Here is a 19,925-nt window from a genome sequence, read left to right on the forward strand (position 1 = left end):
GATAAAGTGGCATCGAAATCGCGGGACCAGAACATAATCGAGGTGATTAAATGAAAGAGCTGATCTTTCTGGACGGGGCCATGGGAACGATGCTCCAGACCATGGGGCTTAAACCCGGTGAGTGTCCTGAGCTTCTTAATATCTCCCATCCGAACCGGGTCAAGGATGTACATAGGTCATATGCAAACGCAGGGGCAGATATCGTAGAGACTAATACCTTTGGCGGGAATAGGATCAAACTTGGCGAGCACGGCTTGTCAGATAGGGCCTATGAACTCAATTACGCTGGGGTTCGACTCGCCAAGGAGGCAACGCAAAACATGGAAGTCCTGGTGGCCGCCTCTATGGGCCCTACGGGTAGACTGCTGGAACCCTTTGGGGACCTTGATTTTGACACTTGCTACGAGGCTTTCAAGGAACAAGCGCAGGCCTTCCATGATGCTGGCGCTGACATCATTTCCATCGAGACGATGTCCCAACTGGGTGAAGCCAGATGCGCCCTCATAGCAGCAAAGGACGCGACAGATCTGCCAATCATATGTCATATGTCCTTTGAACAGGGCGGCCGGACCCTGATGGGCACTGATCCAATAACCGCTATCAATGTGTTTGAGGCCATAGGCGCCTCTGCCGCAGGGGCCAACTGTTCAGTCGGTCCTTCTGATATGATCGGCGTAATCCGCGCCATGGCGGAATCTGGCGAAATACCTTTATCCGCTGAACCCAATGCAGGCCTTCCCGAATTTGTCGACGGCACCACGGTCTATCCGGAATCGCCCGAGACAATGGCCGAACACGCAGAGGAGCTTTTCCTGGCCGGCGCAAGCATCATAGGCGGCTGTTGCGGGACCAGGCCCGAGCATATCAGCGCCATACGGCGCAGGCTCGGGAAGCTGCGCGGCCAGAAACCGGCAAAGGAAATGCTTCAAAGGATCCTGGGGAAGGGGTCTTCCGGAGGGAACCCCAAGATGCGCATCTCAGGGCGGACTCTTACTGTAGACCTCGGGGAGAAAGATACCCCGGGTATCATCGGCTTCAAGATAGATGCCCATCTACCCGAAGTGGCAGAACGGTTACGAAACAATGATATGGACTTTATAAGCGCCAAAGCGCGGGAACAATTCTCTTCCGGCGCGAGAGTATTAATGGTCCGGCTAGATGCACCAGGAGTGGATGAAGTGGCTCTGATGAAAGATGCAATAAATGCTATCCAGATGGCAACAGGGGCCCCAGTCGCAATCGTAAGCCAGAATCCAGCGGCGGTAGAAGCTGGAGTGAAGGCGTTTTGGGGAAGGGCCCTCATCTGCACTACGGATGGCGCGCGGGATACCACAATAGAAACCATTGCCCGGCGTTTTGGCGCTGCGATCGCCCCATTCAGCGCGCTTAGAGGAGGTATAATACATGGCAATTCAGAAGACCATTGAGGAAATAAATGAAAAGATAAAACAGGGGAAAGCAATAGTAGTCACCGCTGAAGAAGTAATATCCATCGCCCAGGAAAAGGGGATTTCAAAAGCAGCGTCCCAAATCGATGTGGTAACCACGGGAACATTCGGCGCCATGTGTTCGTCTGGGGCCTTTCTCAACTTCGGCCATTCGAGCCCGCGTATGAAGATGCAAAAGGTTTGGTTGAACGGCGTGAGGGCCTACGCTGGTCTTGCGGCCGTAGATGCGTATATCGGAGCGACCGAACTCCGCGATGATGATACACTGAATGATCCATATCCGGGACGGTTTCCTTATGGCGGAGGGCATGTGATCTCAGATCTCGTTGCGGGCAAGGAAATCGAGCTGGTCGCCACAGCATACGGCACCGACTGCTATCCGCGGAAAGAGCTGAGGAAGATGATAACAATCAATGACCTCGGCTATGCAGTCTTGTTCAATCCGCGCAACGCTTACCAAAACTATAACGTTGCCGTGAATCTTTCAGATAGGCCGATTTACACTTACATGGGAGTGCTCAAACCTAATCTAGGTTCGGCTAGCTACTCAAGCGCAGGGCAATTGAGCCCACTCCTCAATGATCCACTATACAAGACCATAGGAGTTGGCACCCGGATATTCCTGGGCGGCGGAGTGGGATATGTAGCCTGGCATGGTTCCCAACATTCTCCTGATGTCCCGAGGACCCTAAATGGCGTTCCAAAGACAGGTGCAGGCACATTGGCGACAATAGGGGACCTTAAGGGAATGAGCCCTGATTGGCTAATGGGTGCTAGCTTCATAGGTTACGGCGCAACTCTAATGGTGGGCGTTGGGATCCCGATTCCCATCCTAAATGAAGAAATTCTGCAGTATACTGCAGTAAAAGACGAAGATATAGTAGCTCCGGTCGTAGACTATAGTAGCGATTATCCATCGAAAAATCCGAAGATATTAGGTGAGGTTACCTATGCTCAACTGAAATCCGGCACTATCACCGTCCTCGGAAGAGAGGTGCCCACAGTGCCGCTTTCCAGCTACGCCAAGGCAAAGGAGATTGCCAATATTCTGAAGCAGTGGATATTACATGGCCGTTTTACTTTGACAAGTCCCGTCAAGCCATTTCCAGGGGCTATCAACGCTCTTTGTTCAGCATCGGGCCTGGAGGAATGATCGATGATACAGATCAAGCAGATATCACTAGATATCAGGAAATGCGTCCAGTGCGGAGCGTGTACAGGGATTTGCTCTTACGGAGCCCTGACTCTAAAACGACCTGAAATGACCTTGCAGTTTAGGCCCGAGCATTGTGTCGGCTGTGAACTATGCATAAAGATCTGCCCGATTCACGCCATCGAGAGCGGATCGCAATGAATGAAGATCAGTCATAGGCGGCGATGGTAAACATAACCGCGACGCGCCGGATGAATTGGAGAGCGGTGTTCAGGGAATGGGTAAGGCCTATGTTGAAAGGACATACCGAAATCTGACCAGGAGCGGCGACCTTGCCAGTTTTACCATAAAGGTGAAAGAAACAGACCTGTACGTGGCGGTTGATGAATCATTGAGACCCGCTCTCGACCGTCTGTCCTCCCGGTTGATCGAAACGATCAGGAGAAATATGAGTGAGCTTGAGCGATACATAGTGAAGGATCCCGGGTTCTATGTATCACTCATCCCCTATGAAATCATGTCAGATGCGCCGCAAGTCGCAAAGTTGATGGCGAGGGCCGCGGCCCTCGCCAGTGTAGGCCCTATGGCTGCGGTGGCAGGCGCCTTCGCGGAAATCGCAGGCCATGCTCTCCTAGAAGATTCTAGGCAAGTGATCGTTGAAAATGGAGGGGATATTTTCATCCAGACTTCAAAGGAGAGAGTCGTGGCCATCTTTGCCGGTGAATCTAGATTCTCAAACAAAGTCGGCATTCTGGTAAAGCCCTCAGACACTCCAGTCGGCATATGCACCTCTTCGGGAACTGTAGGGCCATCTCTTAGTCTGGGGGAGGCCAATGCCGCAGTTGCCATAGCAAAATCGGCGCCGCTGGCTGATGCAGCCGCAACCGCGCTGGGAAACATGGTGAGATCAGATGATGACCTGGAGAAAGCGCTAGATTTCGCGAGGAAAATCCCAGGCATAATAGGAACGGTCATCGTGAAGGGAGATTCACTGGGGGCATGGGGACAAGTAGAACTCGTCGAAATCTGACGAGGAAAACAAAATGGCTGGGGCGGTAGGATTCGAACCTACGCATGCAGGATCCAAAGTCCCGTGCCTTACCACTTGGCTACGCCCCAGCGAGGCGGCGGAGTCCACCGCCGCACATAATCATATACTTGATGCTACATAAACAAAATATAGCAAAAACTCGGGCCTTTGTCAATGAATTCGAGACGGCGAAACGGCTGGGCCACTATATCAGTTCGATAGTTGAGCATCCGGCGGCTGCGCTTCCGCACCCAATGGCTGCACACCCGGTGACTGCGGCGGCTCCGGATCTGGCGGCTGCGAATCTTTAGATTCCGCCACATAGTGCACTCCCCCGGCATCAGATTGGCCCTGAGCGAATTCCTTAAGAATTGCAGTCTGTATGGCAGTCCTCGCTGCCGCTGTTACCGGATGCGCAATATCCTGGAAATCTCCACTGGGTGTCCTTCGAGCAGGCATGGCGACAAAGATCCCCTTTGCGCCGTCCACGATACGGATGTCCTTAACAACGAATTCGTCATCAATAGTTATTGAAGCTACCCCCTTTGTCTTTCCATCCCCATTGAATTTCCTGATCCTAACGCTCGTGATGTTCATTTTACGCCACCTTCCTGAAAGATTCTCCCTGCTGCAATCCCATGCCCGCATACCGCACCGGTCATCCCGAACGCTGGTATGCCGCATGATGCAACAGAAAATTTCCTTTCCAGGAAGATTATTCTATGAAACTATGGGAATTCCTTCTACGTCAAAAAAATTTTTCCATGGAAATAAAGTATCACTGAATTGTAGGTCTCATGGCAATCCGTCCCGATGCCTCATCCAATCCTTCAAGCATGAGTATGGAGAGGTAATCATTTACAAGCTTCTGCCTGGGTTCTAAGGTCTCTATCAGTACACCAACTCCCGCGACCTGAGCGCCGATTTCATTTGTGAGCTCCACCATACCGTGAGCCGTGCCGCCACCTTTCATAAAGTCGTCGATGATCAGCACTCTAGCTCCTTCAGGAATGGCCCTTCGAGCGATGGACATGGTTTCAACCCGCCTGGCGGAACCCGATACATAGTTTATAGTCACAAGTGGGCCTTCAGTTACCTGAGCATTGCGCCGGGCTATGGCAAGCGGCACATTGAGGGCCCAGGCTGTCATGAAGGCCAAAGGAATCCCCTTGGTCTCCACCGTCAGCACACAGTCGGGCGATAGATCCGCAAATCTCGTAGCGAAGATGAGGCCAGCCCTCGACATGTGCTTGGGAGAGAACAGGATATCCGTCATATACACAAAACCACCCGGCAGGATCCTGGAAGGCGATGAAAGCTCAGAGGCCAGCCATTCTGCCGTCCGCGCTTGCTCCTCAGCGGACAAGAACGGAACATATCTCACCCCGCCGGCCGCGCCAGCTTGAGTCTCGATCCGCCCCAGATGGAGGCCATCAAATGTCTGATGTAGAAGGGCAATATCCTCGCTGGTCGTTGATTTGGCGGAACCGAAGGTATCACAAAAGTAACTAAGGCTAATGAGTGAATGGGGATGGTCCAGCAAGTATTTTGTCATCGCTACGAGTCTTTCGCTTCTCGACAACTTGCCCAATCGATTCAAGCTCCTTTCCTTGCGGAGGTATTACCTATGCCGGACCTGTTATCTCCAAGCCTTCCAGAGCTTTGGGTTAGATGGGACCGCACCAATTCCAAATGTCCTGGCTTATCAACGTCAACTGCGATCTCTGCATAAGGGGAGAAAACACCATATCCCGTAAGTCCGGTTATCTTCCGGAACCTTTCTTCCACATCTTGCACGCGGAGGATGCCAAAGATGAACCTGAAAATGCATTTCGGACCCAGTACCGCGGCCATGAGCCACGGCTTTTTCCGGGATGCTATACCCATCTCTATCAATTTGCGGGCCTGGATCAGGGCCGCTGGGTGTATGATGGCGAGGTTGCCGCCGGTCAATATCCCTTCCTTTAGCTTCTGATAAGTCCTTTTCATACCGGGAAATCTGGCTTCATTCGTTTCCTTCGTTATAATAGAGTAGAAAACTTGTGCGGTTCCTCGCGATCTGCAGCGGGATATAAAGTCATCAATCGCGTCCGGAGTTATAAGAGGCAGATCCGAAGTTATGAGCAACACCGGATCCTGAGTTGCAAGGGCATTGATGCCCTTCCCGATATTGCCAAATAGGGAGTCTCCTGATTCTACAAGCATCACTTTCTTATCGATCAAATCAAGAAACCCTTGGATGTCTCTTATTAGCGCTGTCTCAAGTTCATGCCGTGGCCCGACCAGGACGACCCTACCTATTTCCTTGGATTTGAGCAGAGCATCAACAACATACGACACCATTGATTTACCGCATATATCTATCAGGGCTTCGTAAATAGCAGAATCCACATCCTTTAATCGGCCGTCATTCCTGGCGCCGGCCAGTACAACAGCGTCCATGAAATCGCTCCTCTCCAGACGAAGGCCTCCATAACACAATCAAAACAGACGCAGCATGAGTTTCGGCACGGTCAAAACTCCCCCGGTGTCAGGCGCAGAGCCACACCCGAAGCCGCGGGCCTCGCGATCTCGATCCTCCACCCATGCGCCCTTATAGCCTCCCATGCCTGTTCTCCTGGAGTCGCATCCGCCGGAAACAGGCCGAAGACCGTGGGGCCACTCCCTGACATGATAACCCCCAGGGGCTCCAAATCCTTCAGGATCCGCAGGATGATCCCAATCTGCGGCCTGAGCCTGATGGCTACCGGCTCCAATGCATTATACAAATTTTCCCCGATTCCCGCAAGATGACGATTCCGCAGGGCATCAATCATAGCACGCATCTTTCCTTTGGTTCCCCAATCAGATTGAATTCTGCTCTTAGGACCATCTCGGGAATGTGTATGCCCGGCAGGGTGTCCATTTGTCATATTCATTCTATCATATTCTTCATAGACCTCTTTTGTGGAAAGGCCAAAATCCGGGATAGCCAGCACAAAAACAGCGCCAGGAATGGGCGGGAGCGGCGCAAGTTTCTCGCCGACTCCGGTTACCAGGACCGTGCCCCCCGTAAGGCAAAATGGAATATCAGATCCGAGGCCCGATCCGATCTCCAGCAGATCCTGCAAGGTCATTTGTAATCTCAAAAGCTTATTTAGCGCAAGAAGCGTCGCGGCGGCATCGGCGCTGCCACCCGCAAGGCCTGCAGCAACAGGGATACGCTTTTTTATCGTCACCTGAACCCCTGGGGCTTCAAGCTTGATCCCCCTCATCTTGGCCGCCGAGATGAGCCTCGTAGCAGCCTTTACCACGAGATTCTCATATCCTTTGGGAACACCTGGATGATCACATATGATCTCGACCCCTGGCTCTTCTCTTATACTAAATGCCAATTCATCTGCAAGATCCAGAGATTGCATCACTGTCTCAATAAAATGATATCCGTCTGACCGACTGCCAACGATCTCCAGGCTGAGATTGACCTTGGCCCTAGCATACGCCAAAATCCTCTCTGCCATATCACACCTCCGGCTCTCCCTCTCCGGCATCATCCAATGGATAAAACTGCAGGGTTTCCTTATAGATACCTGGGCCACAATGCCGGTCAATTATCGGCCCAAGCCGAATAAGCCCTTGAAGAAATCCCTGATGGCCCTGATTATCCTTACTACGAAATTCGCCCTTCCCACATCCTCTGTTGACAAAAGGTCTACCTCCCCCAATTTCTTCTTCTCAAGGTTGACCTCCAAAACTCCAATCTTCTCGCCCTTCTTCACCGGCGCTTGTCTTTCTACACTCTTCACCGTCTTGTCAATCATCTGCTCCTTGCCTTTTTCCACGAAAACCGAAAGGTCGTCCGCAGCTAACACTGTCACCATTTCCTTGACGCCGCCAGGGACCCTCACCTTGCCAGCCTCTTGGCCTTTTGAGATAATGTGGACGGAGGCGAAATTTCTGAACCCGTAATTCAGGAGTTTGATAGTCTCCGTGAGCCTAGCCTCATCAGAATCGGTTCCTAACACTACTGAAATGAGACGCGCTCCATTCCTCTTTGCCGTCCCCACCAGGCAGTACCCTGCTTCTTCGGTCATGCCCGTTTTGAGCCCATCAGCGCCGGGATAACGTTGAATAAGCGCATTGGTGTTCTTCAGAGGATACACCCCCTCCGGCACAGCAGGGCGCGGTATATTCTCGATCCATTTCGATGTCCATTCGAGAACTTTGGGATGCTTTAAGAGTTCTCTCGCCATTATGGCTATGTCATATGCGGTACTGTAATGGTCAGGAGCCGGAAGGCCATCGGGATTTACGAAATGCGTATCTTTCATCCCCAGTTCATGGGCCCGGCGGTTCATCATCTTTACGAAGTCTTCCTCTGAGCCTGCAACGAATTCTGCAACTGCTGTAGACGCATCATTGGCCGATACGATCGCTATGGCCTTCAACATGCTTTCAAGAGGGAGCTCTTCCCCTTCCTTCAGCCATATCTGCGACCCGCCGATACTGGCGGCATGCGCGCTTGTCCTGACAGTGTCAGACAAGCTAATTTGTTTTGCGTCGATGCCTTCCATCGTAAGGAGCATAGTCATTATTTTAGTGATGCTGGCGGGTGGGAGCTTCATGTTAGGATTAAGGCTATATAATACCTGTCCGCCTCCAAAATCCACCAACACCGCGGACTTCGCATGGACAGTAGGAGTATAGCTTACCGCCTCTGCCCGGGCGCATATGAGGCCTATTCCTACCTGCGTGGCAAATATGATCAATAAAGTTTGTATAAAAATAATAAATCCATTATGGACAAATTTGCATCTCTTTTGTGGATTTAAATATCTGTTCAGCATCTTCTAAATCTCCCCTCTACTACCTCCAACTTACACTACTGGAAAACAGTCTTTACTTCTATAATATCACCATCTAATCCTCTTTTTATAAGAAACCAAACTCTACCTCAAAAATAGACGGCTACCATTTCATCCTTCTGATGGTGCTGCCGCAGCAGCATGGACGTCTGCCTGATACATTCAGACCAATAGTAATTCGACCGGACCAACAAGAATCCGCCGACAATCATTCAACACATCAAGGCCAGGTTCATATATTGATCGAGGGAGGCTGAATAATGCTGCACATATCTTTACCGCTCTCCATCAAGCCGGTAAGATTTCAGCGCCTCCTGTTTCTCATTTTCGCGGCTTTATTGTGAAATCTGGGAAAGTGAGGGTAGTGAAGATGACCGCGAAATTCGGATCATGGACCTTCAGACTGGGTTCTCGAGGCCCTGGTGTTGATGGCGCACAAGAATGCCTGATCAAGCTTGGGCTCGATCCAGGGCCAAACAGGGGCTGGTTTGGACATAAAATGAGGGAGGCGGTCAAGGCATTTCAATCGCAACATGGCCTGCCCGCTACAGGCGAGCTGGATGCATTATCCCTGAAGAAGCTTTATGAATCTGCCTATCCTGAGGATTATCCTCAAGGCCTGGTTAAATACCTGGAAAAGGAGGCATCCCCTGACTTAAAACAAGGTGAAGCCGAAGAGCACATACGAGCCCTGGGGCTGGGGCCACGAGGCGCGGCGATCCAGTCAGAGGTAAAAGGAGCCTCTCAGCAGCCAGCCAAGACCATTGTCATCAGCGTCGGGGAAAAGGCCCTGGGACTCTTTGAGGACAAAAGGCTTATAAGGAAGTATCCTGTGGCGGTTGGAAAGCCATCAACCCCGACCCCTATTGGAGCATTCAGAGTCCTGGAGAAAGTAATGAACCCTGGTGGCGCTCTGGGTACCAGGTGGCTTGGTTTTACCTATGAAATGCATGGAATTCATGGCACCAACCGTCCCGACCTCATAGGTCAGGAAGTATCAAATGGGTGTGTCAGGATGTACAACCAGGATGTAGAAGAACTTTATGACATGGTTGAAATTTCAACCCCTGTTATAGTGATTGAGGGGGCTATAGAGAATTGGGCCGGGGGCGGCAGTGCATCCCATGAGCCCGGCGCGCCAGCCCATCCAGGAACGCCTGTCTTTGGCGGAAGCGGTTCCCCATCACCAAAAGACCCGATCAAACCTGAGGGACCGCGTGAACAGAGCGAAACAAGCTATGTAGTAAGACCTGGAGATACGCTCTGGAGCATAGCTCAGCGGTTCGGGACCACAGTCGACCGCCTCGTGAAACTCAATAACATAAATAATCCTGACCTGATATTTCCCGGGCAAATATTGCGCATATCGTGATTTACGATGGTTCTCTAGCCAGATCCAGCAAAAATGGCAGCGGCCTCACCACTGGGTCCATTCCGCTCGGTCTATTATATACAGGCTCAAATTCAAAACATGCAAGAGCTCAGGCACTCGATATGACCTTATACCAATCTCAGCGCAAATTGCGGACATTCCGGATAGCAATAGCCACATAAGATACATTTGGTGTGATCTACCTGAGCCTTACCATCCATTACAGCTAGTGCGCCATTGGGACAGGCCTCAACGCATGTTCCGCATCCTTTACAAACGTTCTTTATCACCACTAACCTTTTCGTGTCTCTTTTACATAGTTGTCTGAGATCATCTGGGATAGGCATGTCGTTAAACACGGCAAGGTCCGCCATCAGCTCAGGCTCTCGCACAACCCCGACCGCTACAGATGAGACACCCCTGATCTTACGAACGAAATCTATCGCTCCTTCAATGTCTGAAACCAGGTGGCCGCCGGCGAGAGCTTTCATAGCATAAACACCTTTACCTGAGTCAGCCGCCTCGCCAATTGCCGCAATCATCTCCCCGACAGTCCCGTCTATTATGCCTGTTCCAGTCCTGTTAATCAAAGGAAAGATCACGTCGATCTCAGGACATCTGGCTGCCCTTCTTACGGTGGCTATCGAATGGGTTGATATCCCTACCGCGCGAATGACTCCTTTTTGTTTTTGATCAAGCAGGCATTCCAAGGCTCCGCGTCTCTTATCCAGGACTTCAGGCCCCGTTCTTGCCGCGTGCAAAAGGAAGATATCGATATAGTCTCGGCCCAGGACGTCAAGAGCTAGCTGCACACTTTTCTCCATATCAAGATACAAGGCAGCCGGTGATTTTGTGGCAATTATGACCTCCCCTCGATATCCCTTCAATGCCCGCTTGATATATGAATAGGTGCGATAGGTTTCCGCGGTATCAAGGAAGTTTATTCCTGATTCGATCGCCTTCCTTATTATAGCCGCGCCTTCAGGCTCCGGAATATTAGCCTGTAGTGGCCCCATAGGGAGGATTCCTAGACACATTTCGCTTACCTTAAGGCCGCTACGGCCCAACATATTGTATTTCAACCGACACACCTCTCATGACAGTATAGAATACTCATCGACTAAAACCTCAATCTGAACATGGTCAGCAGCAACACGCCAGCCTGGACGATTCCTGCTGGACACCAAAGCATGTTTTGTACTTTCGAAAACCTGGCCTTAAAATAGTCGATCGACAGCACCAAGCATAAATGGGCAGGTGAAAGCATAGTGCCCACATAGCCGCTTACAAAAGCAAATGTGGCAAGAGCAAGGTTTGCATTCCCGCCGATGCCGATGATGCCCGCAATCAATGGAAATGCGACGCCAGGAACAGAGACTGCAAGGCCGGTTGAAAACCCCACAAGAAAGGGCAACGCGAACAGGATGACAAGGGGCGGTATTCCGGTCGCTGTAAGTGCTGGAGAGATGCGCTCAAGCGCCCCGCTCCTAACCATCACGTCACGGAAGAACATAACTCCATAGACCAACAGCACGATGTTGAGAGAAAATCCCTCTTTTAACAGCTTTGTCACATCAGTAACAGTATAGCGACCCCAGATGATCATGATGATCAACACTATAGCGACTGCAAGGGCAACACTTAGTTTGAGCACCATAACCCCGAGCAGGATGCCAATGACAGGCGAAAGTGAATATGCGGCATCTAGAATGTCTTTTGACCGGTTAGCTGAAACGGGCATGGTCTTTGGCAAGACGGAAGAAACATCACCCACTTCCCCGCGTCCATCTCGCGGATCCTGATCCCGAGGATCCTGATCTTGAGAATCCTGACCTTGGTGATGGACCATATTTTGAATAGAGTTCTGTTGGCCCGAGATACCCTTAAAAGCTGGGATCAATCCCGCCAAGATTATGATTGGTGTCATAGGAACAGTAGCGACCAGAAGACGGTCCATGTTCAGGCCGAGCACTTGGGTAGTCACGATGAGAGAAGGATATATTGGCATGACGCATTCCCATAGATGCCTATACCAATAATTTATGAATGCCTTCCGTTCAGGGGGTATCTCAAAATCCCTTGTGACCTGATCCACCAGGGGGCATGAAAATCTGGCCCCTCCCGCCGAGGGGAGGAACCCCAGGAAGGCCGGCAATGCTGCCATTATGATGCGTGGGTCATGAATCAAATCCCGGAGCGCCCCCACCATCCGTTCCATCATCCCTGCATGCCTCATGGCATGTTCTAGAAACGCAATAAAGATAAGGGCCAACACCAGGTTGATGGAATCACTGGCAGTCAGAGTGCGCCAGGCTACGGACAGCAAAGCATAGGGTCCGAGGCCGTAAATGAGGGCCAACAGAATAGCGGCCCCTGCCATAACCAGGCCAAGGTTGAGCTGTCTTCGCAGCAAGATTACCATCAAAACGCAGACCAAAATCAGCCGTAGCAAATCTGACACGCATGCTTCAACTCCTGCCCGTATGCTAATTCAGTTGAAAGTACCCTTCACTGGCACATAGTGCTCAGCGTTCGGATCCTTAGGCTCATAAAGCTCATTCCCGCCGCACCAGGCAACCAATGCCGGGTGATGACGCCTTCTCCTGTTATAGGCGTGCCCTAGTAGATTCCATGCTCAAATCCCGGTGATAGTCCTGACCTTACTCTCATACTCATCCGCCCGACCTAGGGCCGCCTCATCGCTGATAGCTTCTGAATAGATATGGATGAACGGCTCCGCCGGGTCGGGAAGGACAAGGAGCCACCCGTCTTCAAAGAACAGGCGCAAGCCATCGATGAATTCTCGCCTCATGTCACTGGTCTCCTCAGCAAGCACGCGCATCACGCGCCCCTTTTGTTCCCATGGACAAGGCACGGATCTACGAACCATCGGGGGGATTGCAAGCGCGTCCACAACCTGCGATAACTTCACATTATGCCTGGCAAGAAGTTCAAAAACCTTCGCCATAGAAAACATAGCGTCAAAGGCTGGCTGAAACTTCGGGAAGACGAACCCCCCTTCAGAATCGCCGGCAAAAAGGATATTCTGAGCAGCCTTCGCCGCAAATTCCATAAGTGAGCGGGCATCCTGCCTCGTGCGGACGATCCTTGCGCCGCTCTCTGCAGCAATATGTTCTATAGCTCCGGTAGCGGCTATGGTCACTGCGACAAGCGGAGTCCCGCCCCCAGGATCCCCAGCGTTCCCAGTGGATGGAGAATGCTCACGCGCATCCTGCAACGCCAATGATGATACGACCGCAAGCAAAGTGTTCCCATCTACTACCCTGCCCTTTTCATCCACTAGGGCCAAGCGCTCGCCATCACTTTCAACCAGAACCCCTATATCAGCTTTTAGGGTGCTCACAGTCTCTGACAGCTTCTTCAAATGAAGCGCTCGGTCTTCAGGCGTCTTGGGAGCGCGTGAATGGTCAGAATAAGCATTTAAGGCGACCATATCACACCCGAGCCTCCCGAATATGCTGGGCAAGAACATGGAAAGTCGGCTATAAGCGTAATCCACCACCACACTGAGGCGCGAAGCCGCAACCACCTTTGCATCAATATGGTTGAAAAAGGCCTCGGTATAAGGCTCGAGCACCCTTCCGGGAAACTCAAGTTTCCCCACTTCATCAGCATCTGTGCGGCGGAAATCCTCGCGGAAGAAGATGTTTTCGATTTTGCGTTCATGCGACCTAGGCAGGCTTATGCCTTGACTATTGAAGAGCTCGATCAATGTAAGCCGCGGGTTGTCAGGAGAGACACGAATGTGGACTCCTCCATCGACTCCCAGGGTCTTGATATTATAGCGACTGACAGGAAGTGGCGTGGACCGAAGGTCAAATATATTCACGCCGACAGTCATCAATCCGCAGATGATCGAGCGGAGAATCATTCTCGAAGCCGGATGGTCATCCCTGCTGGTCGTGACAGTCGCGCCCTTGCCAATGGAACTCCCGAAAGAAGCGCCTAATTTCATAGCGAATTCTGGTGTAAGCTCGATGTTGGTGAGGCCGGTGACCCCTCTATCTTTGAAGATGGACCCGGGCCATTTCGTGCCCCATATAAGGCTCATGGTTACACGCGATCCGGGCTCGATGACCTTATTGGGCCAAACCTTGATCTGAGGCTGCAATATTGCGCCCTGCTCGATCCTGCACCTATCGCCCACCACCACGCCTTCATGGCAAGTAACGAAGTCCTTGACTATAGCATGCTGGCCGATGATAGCCCCTCTCACTTCTGCATTTTTACCCACGAAGCAATCCTGCCACAGGATACTCCTCTGGATTACGGTATCCTTTTCGATTATGCAGTTATCGCCTATGAATGTATATTCAAAGCAGCCCGCGCCTGAATTTATCTTACAATTCCTGCCTATTACCAGCGGCCCACAAAGATGAGCGCCGGGAAGGATCTCGGTCCCCTCGCCTACCCAAATATCAGCGCCGACTTTGTTCCCTGGGATCTTCACCTTTACTTTACCGGCTACCGCATCCACCTGGGCCTGCCGGTATTGCCGGAGGTTCCCCACATCGCACCAATAGCCCGACGCCACATGCGCATAGAGCCTCTTGCCATCGCGAAGCAGCGCAGGAAATACATCCTGGCTGAAGTCCGAGGGCTTTCCTGGCTCTATATAGTCAAGCACCTCTGGCTCAAGAATGTATATGCCAGTATTGACAGTATCGCTAAATACCTCACCCCAGCTCGGTTTCTCGAGAAACCGGCGGATCCTGCCTTCATCATCGGTGACGACGATGCCATATTCGAGAGGGTTATCTACCCGCGTAGTGACGATGGTGGCGACAGCGGACTTCGACTCATGAAATCTGATGGCTTGCTCAAGGTCGATGTCCGTGAGGGCGTCCCCGCTTATCACAAGCACCCGTTCGCGCCCAAACACCTCTGCTGCCTTTTTGACACTGCCAGCAGTGCCAAGAGGCACATCCTCTACCGAATAAGATAAATGCAGCCCTAATTCCACCCCATCACCAAAAAAACTCTCGATCTCATCGGCGAGGTAATATAGCGTGACCGCGATGTCGATGATCCCATGGCGCTTAAGTAATTCGAATATATGTTGAATGATAGGTTTGTTAACCACGGGCACCATCGGCTTTGGACGGTTGCAGGTAAGTGGACGCAGTCTGGTTCCTTCTCCCCCAGCCATGACCACCGCTTTCACCTTAAGCCCCCCATTCGCCATAAGTTAGGGAAATAGGCCATTATCTTTCCAAACGCCGCCATCATGATTCAATAGGCGACTCCAGGAGCGAAAAATCAAGCCATGGGAACGGATCGTCGACCTCGCGCACTTCCTCCAAATAGCGTTCCGCTCCCGCACGCTCTTTCTCCTCCAATTCACCCGCGAGAAGCCTTTCGGCATAGTCCATAAGTCTATCGAATCTATCTGTGTGTTCCCTGAAACGCTTCGCTCCATACTCGGTAGCCTGCCGTTCTGTCACAAGGAATGGCCAGTCGCTGGCCGTCAGGAGGAAGAACTCCCTTAGCGCCTGGACCTTTAGGGCCTCCAAGAGGTCTGAGGAAATCATGTTGGCGTCGACACCAATGAGTGGGCCAACCGCTCCATCTCGACTTTCTCGCGCTACTAGTCGCGCCGCCTGGCACTTCACTGCAAGCCGCTTGATCCTGGCCTCAGCAACCCAGATCCTGTCCCACATCCACGCTGTCCCTTCATTAAGCCATACATCGTGCTTGCCTCCCCGCCCCCAAGATGATTCGGGAACCTCAATGGCCTCTTTGGGCGGATGTTCATCGAGAACCTGCCCAACTGACTTTGCCGCAACCTCGGCGCTAGTCAGAAGTCCTCTTATAACATCCCCAAGCCAATCTACGCCTTCATACCACCAGTGTCCAAAGAGCTCCGTGTCATAAGGCGCTACAATGACGCCATGTTTACCGCTATTGTCCCACCAGTCGGCCACAAGCTCGTGAACAAGGCCAACAAAATGAGCGGCATGCTCCCTACATCTGGCGGACGCAGCTTCCACATCATAAAGCTCCTTGGCGCCAAGATCAGTATCTCTCGATGTGACACGCCAGTATTGCAGCCCTGATACATCATCTTTCTTGTGAAACTCCCTATAGACCCCATCGCCCGGATACCCCAGCCATGAAGACCATACCTGCGTCGTTACCCGCTCGTTGCGTCCGAAACACGCTACCTTGGACGCACCGACGAAGTATGGCTCAAATGTTGTCTTCGCCAGAGGTCCTGCACCATGGAGCGATGCGCTGTCTCGCGAGCTTGCCATGTCGCTGCCGGACCTTTCACCTCCCGATATTCGCCTGCTTTCTGAAGATCTCATGCTGATGGAACCACTTGAGATCCCGATGGGCTCTCCGCCCTCCACCGCATGCCTATCCACAAAGAAATATTCAAGCCCTAGAGATTGCAGATATTCTTCCAGGCCCGGCCGGTAAGCGCATTCAGGCAGCCAGATTCCCCTGGGCGCACGGCCAAACCGCCTCATATAACTCTCGCATCCTGCGGCAAGCTGGGCTCTGATGGAGGTATCCTCCTTGAGGAGCGGCAAATAGGCATGAGTGGCCGCAGAAGTGATTATTTCAACAACTCCTCGGTCCTGAAGCTCACCAAAGGCCCCTGCGATGTCATATGAATATTCCCTGCGAAAAGCCTCGATGGCCCGGCCATATCTCTCGCAATAAGCAGCAGCCTGTCGCTCTCGAAGCCGGTCGCCATCGAGCCTGAAACGACGGCGATCATGGTTGGCCCGCGCCAGTCTTACCTCTGTCCACTGCAGAAAGGCCCGGCGCATATAGTCGTCATCGAGCTGATCAAGGAGGATGGGAGTAATGCCAATTGTTATGAAGGCAGAAGGCCTGCCAGCTATCTGTCGCCCGCCGGGTGTTCCAGATGAGCTGGAAACCTGATCGGAGATAGACCGTAGCAGGTCTAGAAGCGGGAGGTAGGATTCGAGCATCGCCTCGTAGAGCCATTCCTCGCCAAAAGGCCACATTCCGGCCTTCCGACAATACGGTATGTGACTGTGGAGAACAAAAGCGAGAGAGCCCTTGGGTCCGCTGTTATATGTGTCTGGATGATCCTTTTGAAATATCTCGCTGGACACTGTTCTCGCAGCATCTCGTGCCATGTCAGGCCGGGGCTTGTTTGAAAATGACGCCAATCCGATCTTCCCGACCAGAGAAGCACGCGAGGCCGCTCCCCCCTTTCATCTATTAGGTAAAACTTGGGTAAAATTCCATGCCGCTGCAGCGGCAGAAGCATTAGAAAAATGAAAATGGCGGTCACAGGCTTTTCTGACACAGGTACAAATGTCAACCATTGTTGAAATTACCGAAGTGCAAATATTCACCAAGGTACCCTTATGGCTTCTTCAAGGATACGCTGGTATACGGAACGAGTGGAAGCACCTACGGAATCCCACGTGAACCTATCAAGAGCGTCCTCGCGACCTCGCCTAGAAATATAGTCACGAAAGCCCGGGTCAGAGAGCACTCTTTTTATCCCCCAGGCGAGCGAGCCAGCGTTGCCCGGATACACTTTGACCCCAGTTTCCCCATGCCGGACGACCTCAGCGAGTCCGCCGGTATCAGATGCCACAACCGGCGTTCCCCTGGCCATGGCTTCCAGAGCTACAATGCCAAAAGGCTCGTATAGGCTGGGGAATACCGCCACATCGGCGGCCGCATAAAGCGCGTCGCGTTCTTGATCATCGATGCGGCCCGTGAAAATTACATTGCCCCCGAGTCCCATGTTGGCGGCCTTTTCCCGTAGACTGCCAGCATAGTAGCCATCACCAGCAACGACGAATTTCACATTCGGCATTTCGGCGAGCACCCCTGGAACCGCATCAAGGAGCACATGCACACCTTTTTCATAGACGAGCCTACCCACATAGAACACCAGCCGTTCTTCCGGCCGGGCATAACGAAGCCGCACCTGGTGAATATACTCCTGGTCAGGTGCCGGGCCAAGATCTACGCCATTGGGAATGACATCGATCTTGTCCTCAGGGAGCGAGAAAATCCGCTTCAGTTCGTCAGCCATGTAATGGCTGCAGCATATGACCCGCCATGATTCGTATGTGATCATCCACTCGACTTCATGAATATATTTCTGAAGGTCTGAACGTATGCCTCTATTTCTGCCATATTCGGTAGAGTGCATCGTGACAACCAGGGGAATGTGAAGGGCATGTTTGAGGGATCTTGCAGCGAATCCAACGAGCCAATCGTGCGCATGAATAATATCGTACCGGCCATGGGTTTTCATCTCTAGCACCGCGCGGCTGATGAGGCCGAAATTCGCCTCCATAACTGTATGAAGAAAAGCTCCATTACGGCCGCCATAAGGATCCGCGCCCGCATGGATTGCAGATCTTGCAACCCTTGAGACCATCACGCCATCCTGCATCAAGGATGCGGCATCGCCGCCCGAACTCGCGCATATGACATGGACCTCTTCCCCAAGGCCCGCCAGCGAGCGCGAGAGCCCTGAAACCGCCGCGCCGAGCCCTCCGATCACCTCTGGCGGGTATTCATACGCGAGCATCAATATGCGCATGGAATAACGCCCCCTATATTACCATAATTCGATAAATCATGGTTTATCTCCTCCAATTCCTTGCCCATTTTCATAGTAGACCCCCATGCTGCTGCGGCAGCACCATCAGAAGGATGAAAATATGGTCACGGCGAATGCTACTCTATGAACCGGTTGAAGAAGTTACTGATTCATCCAAAGCCTTGTCCGCCTCATTTTGGTCCCATCCATTTTCCGCAATGAGAACAAGCTTCTCAAACAAATCATAAGGAAGCCTTTTAACTGTGTTTGGCAATCAAAAAGGGGACCACTATGGCCACAGAAATGGGACCCACCCCCTGCCTAGGCGTAGCCTAGGCAGGCATGTGCAACATCTCGCGTTCTATCTCTTGTTTACGCGTACTCTCCCGGAAACGATAGTTCTCCCCGTTTAGAACCAGAATATGAGCCCTATGGGTAAGCCGGTCGAGAAGCGTTGCGGTCATTCTTTCATCACCCAACATCTCCGCCCACTGGCTAAATTCTAGGTTTGTAGTAACTATCATCCGGTGAATGAGAATCCTCTGCCCCTGAGTATTGAGGGATCCTCCAACTCTTTATTCCGCATCCGAAGCGATGGATATGACTCCTCTGTTGAGATCAGTTCAGGGCTTTTCAAATTGGCCTTTTCCGGCGCTAACGGAGCCTTCAAATGCCAGATAACTGAGGTTTTTTTCGATGGCACTTCGCTAAGGGTTTCGGGGCCATTACAGCTGGGAGAGGTGGTATATGGTCTCGGCCAACGTTTCGATGTCACCAATCAGGAAATTCCCCCAGGGGGCCGATCATGAAATTCCCCACCCTGCACTTATGAAATTCCCACATCCGATGGCGCAAATAACTAATTCAAGATCCACCTCTCACCTCCTCCTGATCAGCTGGAAATTCGGTCTGAGTCGACTGGGGTCCCACATGATCCCGATCGGGACAACGAAGCGGGCGGTAGCTCTTGCCCACCATGAAGACATGATGGGAGCCATTGATGAGCCTGTCGAGGGACCCCTCAGCAAGGACAGGGTTGGGAAACAGGGCATACCAATCCTTTGGAGTGCGGTTGGATACTACCATGAGTGATCCCCTGCGATAGCGTTCACAGACAAGCTCATAGAAGTCCTCCGCCTGCAGGGGCGTGAAATCCCGCAGCCCGAAGTCATCGATGATGAGCAGGTCAGGCAGGAGATATGCCCGCATGCGCTTCTCCCAAGTACCATCAGCATGACCCCCGCCCAGGTCGGAAAGGAGCTTCGACGCCTTCCGGTAAAGGACGCTGTATCCCCTCTGGCATGCGATATGACCGAGGGCTTGCGCTATGTGTGACTTGCCCACCCCTACAGGTCCGCAGATGATTACAGACTCCTTGCGCTCAAGATACCCGCAGGTGGCAAGGTCTCGTATGGTGGCTGCCGGGATTTTGGGGTTGTAGCTAAAATCGAAGTCGGCAAGAGTCTTGGTTTCCTCAAACCTTGCCCGGGCGACACGCTGAGCAAGCGC

Annotated in this window: 17 protein-coding genes and 1 tRNA gene; 5 read left to right on the forward strand and 13 right to left on the reverse strand. The window is 52.1% G+C overall.

The annotated features are described in order from the left end of the window. Positions 1–50: 50 nt before the first annotated feature. The 4 genes from HPY52_04065 (at position 51) to HPY52_04080 (ending at position 3,631) form a co-directional block, all read left to right on the forward strand. The gene (locus tag HPY52_04065; protein NPV79441.1) at positions 51–1,427 is read left to right on the forward strand and encodes a hypothetical protein; all 1,377 of its coding nucleotides are present in this window, start codon (positions 51–53) and stop codon (positions 1,425–1,427) included. After that, complete coding sequence (locus HPY52_04070) at positions 1,405–2,601, forward strand: hypothetical protein (GenBank protein ID NPV79442.1); 1,197 nt, start codon at positions 1,405–1,407, stop codon at positions 2,599–2,601. Before HPY52_04065 ends, HPY52_04070 begins: the two co-directional genes overlap by 23 nt. A gap of 3 nt (positions 2,602–2,604) precedes the next feature. Further along, positions 2,605–2,802 carry a 4Fe-4S binding protein gene (locus HPY52_04075; protein NPV79443.1) on the forward strand — a complete coding sequence of 66 codons (198 nt, stop codon included), beginning with the start codon at positions 2,605–2,607 and terminating at the stop codon, positions 2,800–2,802. 76 nt (positions 2,803–2,878) lie between these two features. Then, positions 2,879–3,631 (forward strand): UPF0280 family protein, encoded by a 753-nt coding sequence (locus tag HPY52_04080; GenBank protein ID NPV79444.1) that lies wholly within the window; start codon positions 2,879–2,881, stop codon positions 3,629–3,631. 14 nt (positions 3,632–3,645) lie between these two features. Here the strand turns inward: HPY52_04080 and HPY52_04085 are convergent. From HPY52_04085 to HPY52_04110, 6 genes are all read right to left on the reverse strand, one after another. After that, positions 3,646–3,720 (reverse strand) — tRNA-Gln (locus HPY52_04085). Positions 3,721–3,841: 121 nt separating this feature from the next. Then, complete coding sequence (spoVG, locus tag HPY52_04090) at positions 3,842–4,228, reverse strand: septation regulator SpoVG (protein ID NPV79445.1); 387 nt, start codon at positions 4,226–4,228, stop codon at positions 3,842–3,844. A 181-nt stretch (positions 4,229–4,409) separates the two neighbouring features. Next, positions 4,410–5,222, reverse strand: a complete 813-nt coding sequence (gene purR / locus HPY52_04095; protein NPV79446.1) for a pur operon repressor — start codon at positions 5,220–5,222, stop codon at positions 4,410–4,412. Positions 5,223–5,227: 5 nt separating this feature from the next. Beyond that, positions 5,228–6,073, reverse strand: a complete 846-nt coding sequence (locus HPY52_04100; protein NPV79447.1) for an NTP transferase domain-containing protein — start codon at positions 6,071–6,073, stop codon at positions 5,228–5,230. Between the two features lie 71 nt (positions 6,074–6,144). Continuing rightward, positions 6,145–7,131, reverse strand: coding sequence for a 4-(cytidine 5'-diphospho)-2-C-methyl-D-erythritol kinase (gene ispE / locus HPY52_04105; protein NPV79448.1), 987 nt, complete (start codon positions 7,129–7,131; stop codon positions 6,145–6,147). 90 nt (positions 7,132–7,221) lie between these two features. Continuing rightward, entirely contained in the window at positions 7,222–8,457 is a 1,236-nt protein-coding gene (locus HPY52_04110) for a D-alanyl-D-alanine carboxypeptidase (GenBank protein ID NPV79449.1), read from the reverse strand. 517 nt (positions 8,458–8,974) lie between these two features. Between HPY52_04110 and HPY52_04115 the strand changes: the two genes are divergently transcribed. Further along, positions 8,975–9,847 carry a L,D-transpeptidase family protein gene (locus HPY52_04115; GenBank protein ID NPV79450.1) on the forward strand — a complete coding sequence of 291 codons (873 nt, stop codon included), beginning with the start codon at positions 8,975–8,977 and terminating at the stop codon, positions 9,845–9,847. A gap of 128 nt (positions 9,848–9,975) precedes the next feature. Here the strand turns inward: HPY52_04115 and HPY52_04120 are convergent, their stop codons facing one another. From HPY52_04120 to HPY52_04150, 7 genes are all read right to left on the reverse strand, one after another. Then, positions 9,976–10,929 carry an aldo/keto reductase gene (locus tag HPY52_04120; GenBank protein ID NPV79451.1) on the reverse strand — a complete coding sequence of 318 codons (954 nt, stop codon included), beginning with the start codon at positions 10,927–10,929 and terminating at the stop codon, positions 9,976–9,978. Between the two features lie 38 nt (positions 10,930–10,967). Further along, positions 10,968–12,308, reverse strand: a complete 1,341-nt coding sequence (locus HPY52_04125) for a DUF401 family protein (protein ID NPV79452.1) — start codon at positions 12,306–12,308, stop codon at positions 10,968–10,970. A gap of 174 nt (positions 12,309–12,482) precedes the next feature. Next, positions 12,483–15,032 (reverse strand): NTP transferase domain-containing protein, encoded by a 2,550-nt coding sequence (locus HPY52_04130; protein NPV79453.1) that lies wholly within the window; start codon positions 15,030–15,032, stop codon positions 12,483–12,485. A gap of 61 nt (positions 15,033–15,093) precedes the next feature. Beyond that, positions 15,094–16,983 (reverse strand): DUF1957 domain-containing protein, encoded by a 1,890-nt coding sequence (locus HPY52_04135; protein ID NPV79454.1) that lies wholly within the window; start codon positions 16,981–16,983, stop codon positions 15,094–15,096. A 218-nt stretch (positions 16,984–17,201) separates the two neighbouring features. Then, complete coding sequence (locus HPY52_04140) at positions 17,202–18,416, reverse strand: glycosyltransferase family 4 protein (protein NPV79455.1); 1,215 nt, start codon at positions 18,414–18,416, stop codon at positions 17,202–17,204. A 332-nt stretch (positions 18,417–18,748) separates the two neighbouring features. Continuing rightward, positions 18,749–18,940 (reverse strand): ATP-binding protein, encoded by a 192-nt coding sequence (locus HPY52_04145; GenBank protein ID NPV79456.1) that lies wholly within the window; start codon positions 18,938–18,940, stop codon positions 18,749–18,751. A gap of 340 nt (positions 18,941–19,280) precedes the next feature. Beyond that, positions 19,281–19,925, reverse strand: a 645-nt coding sequence (locus tag HPY52_04150) for an ATP-binding protein (GenBank protein ID NPV79457.1), incomplete at its 5' end; no start/stop codon positions are given.

This window comes from Bacillota bacterium, assembly GCA_013178415.1.
Classification (GTDB): domain Bacteria; phylum Bacillota; class SHA-98; order Ch115; family Ch115; genus Ch115.

Bases quoted from the DNA above. Each gene is read 5' to 3' on its own strand.
- spoVG (NPV79445.1), bottom strand. From the start codon at position 4,228: ATGAACATCACGAGCGTTAGGATCAGGAAATTCAATGGGGATGGAAAG.
- HPY52_04140 (NPV79455.1), bottom strand. From the start codon at position 18,416: ATGCGCATATTGATGCTCGCGTATGAATACCCGCCAGAGGTGATCGGA.
- HPY52_04080 (NPV79444.1), top strand. From the start codon at position 2,879: ATGGGTAAGGCCTATGTTGAAAGGACATACCGAAATCTGACCAGGAGC.
- HPY52_04065 (NPV79441.1), top strand. From the start codon at position 51: ATGAAAGAGCTGATCTTTCTGGACGGGGCCATGGGAACGATGCTCCAG.
- HPY52_04135 (NPV79454.1), bottom strand. From the start codon at position 16,983: ATGGCACGAGATGCTGCGAGAACAGTGTCCAGCGAGATATTTCAAAAG.
- ispE (NPV79448.1), bottom strand. From the start codon at position 7,131: ATGGCAGAGAGGATTTTGGCGTATGCTAGGGCCAAGGTCAATCTCAGC.
- HPY52_04100 (NPV79447.1), bottom strand. From the start codon at position 6,073: ATGGACGCTGTTGTACTGGCCGGCGCCAGGAATGACGGCCGATTAAAG.
- HPY52_04115 (NPV79450.1), top strand. From the start codon at position 8,975: ATGAGGGAGGCGGTCAAGGCATTTCAATCGCAACATGGCCTGCCCGCT.
- HPY52_04110 (NPV79449.1), bottom strand. From the start codon at position 8,457: ATGCTGAACAGATATTTAAATCCACAAAAGAGATGCAAATTTGTCCAT.
- HPY52_04070 (NPV79442.1), top strand. From the start codon at position 1,405: ATGGCAATTCAGAAGACCATTGAGGAAATAAATGAAAAGATAAAACAG.
- HPY52_04075 (NPV79443.1), top strand. From the start codon at position 2,605: ATGATACAGATCAAGCAGATATCACTAGATATCAGGAAATGCGTCCAG.
- HPY52_04145 (NPV79456.1), bottom strand. From the start codon at position 18,940: ATGATAGTTACTACAAACCTAGAATTTAGCCAGTGGGCGGAGATGTTG.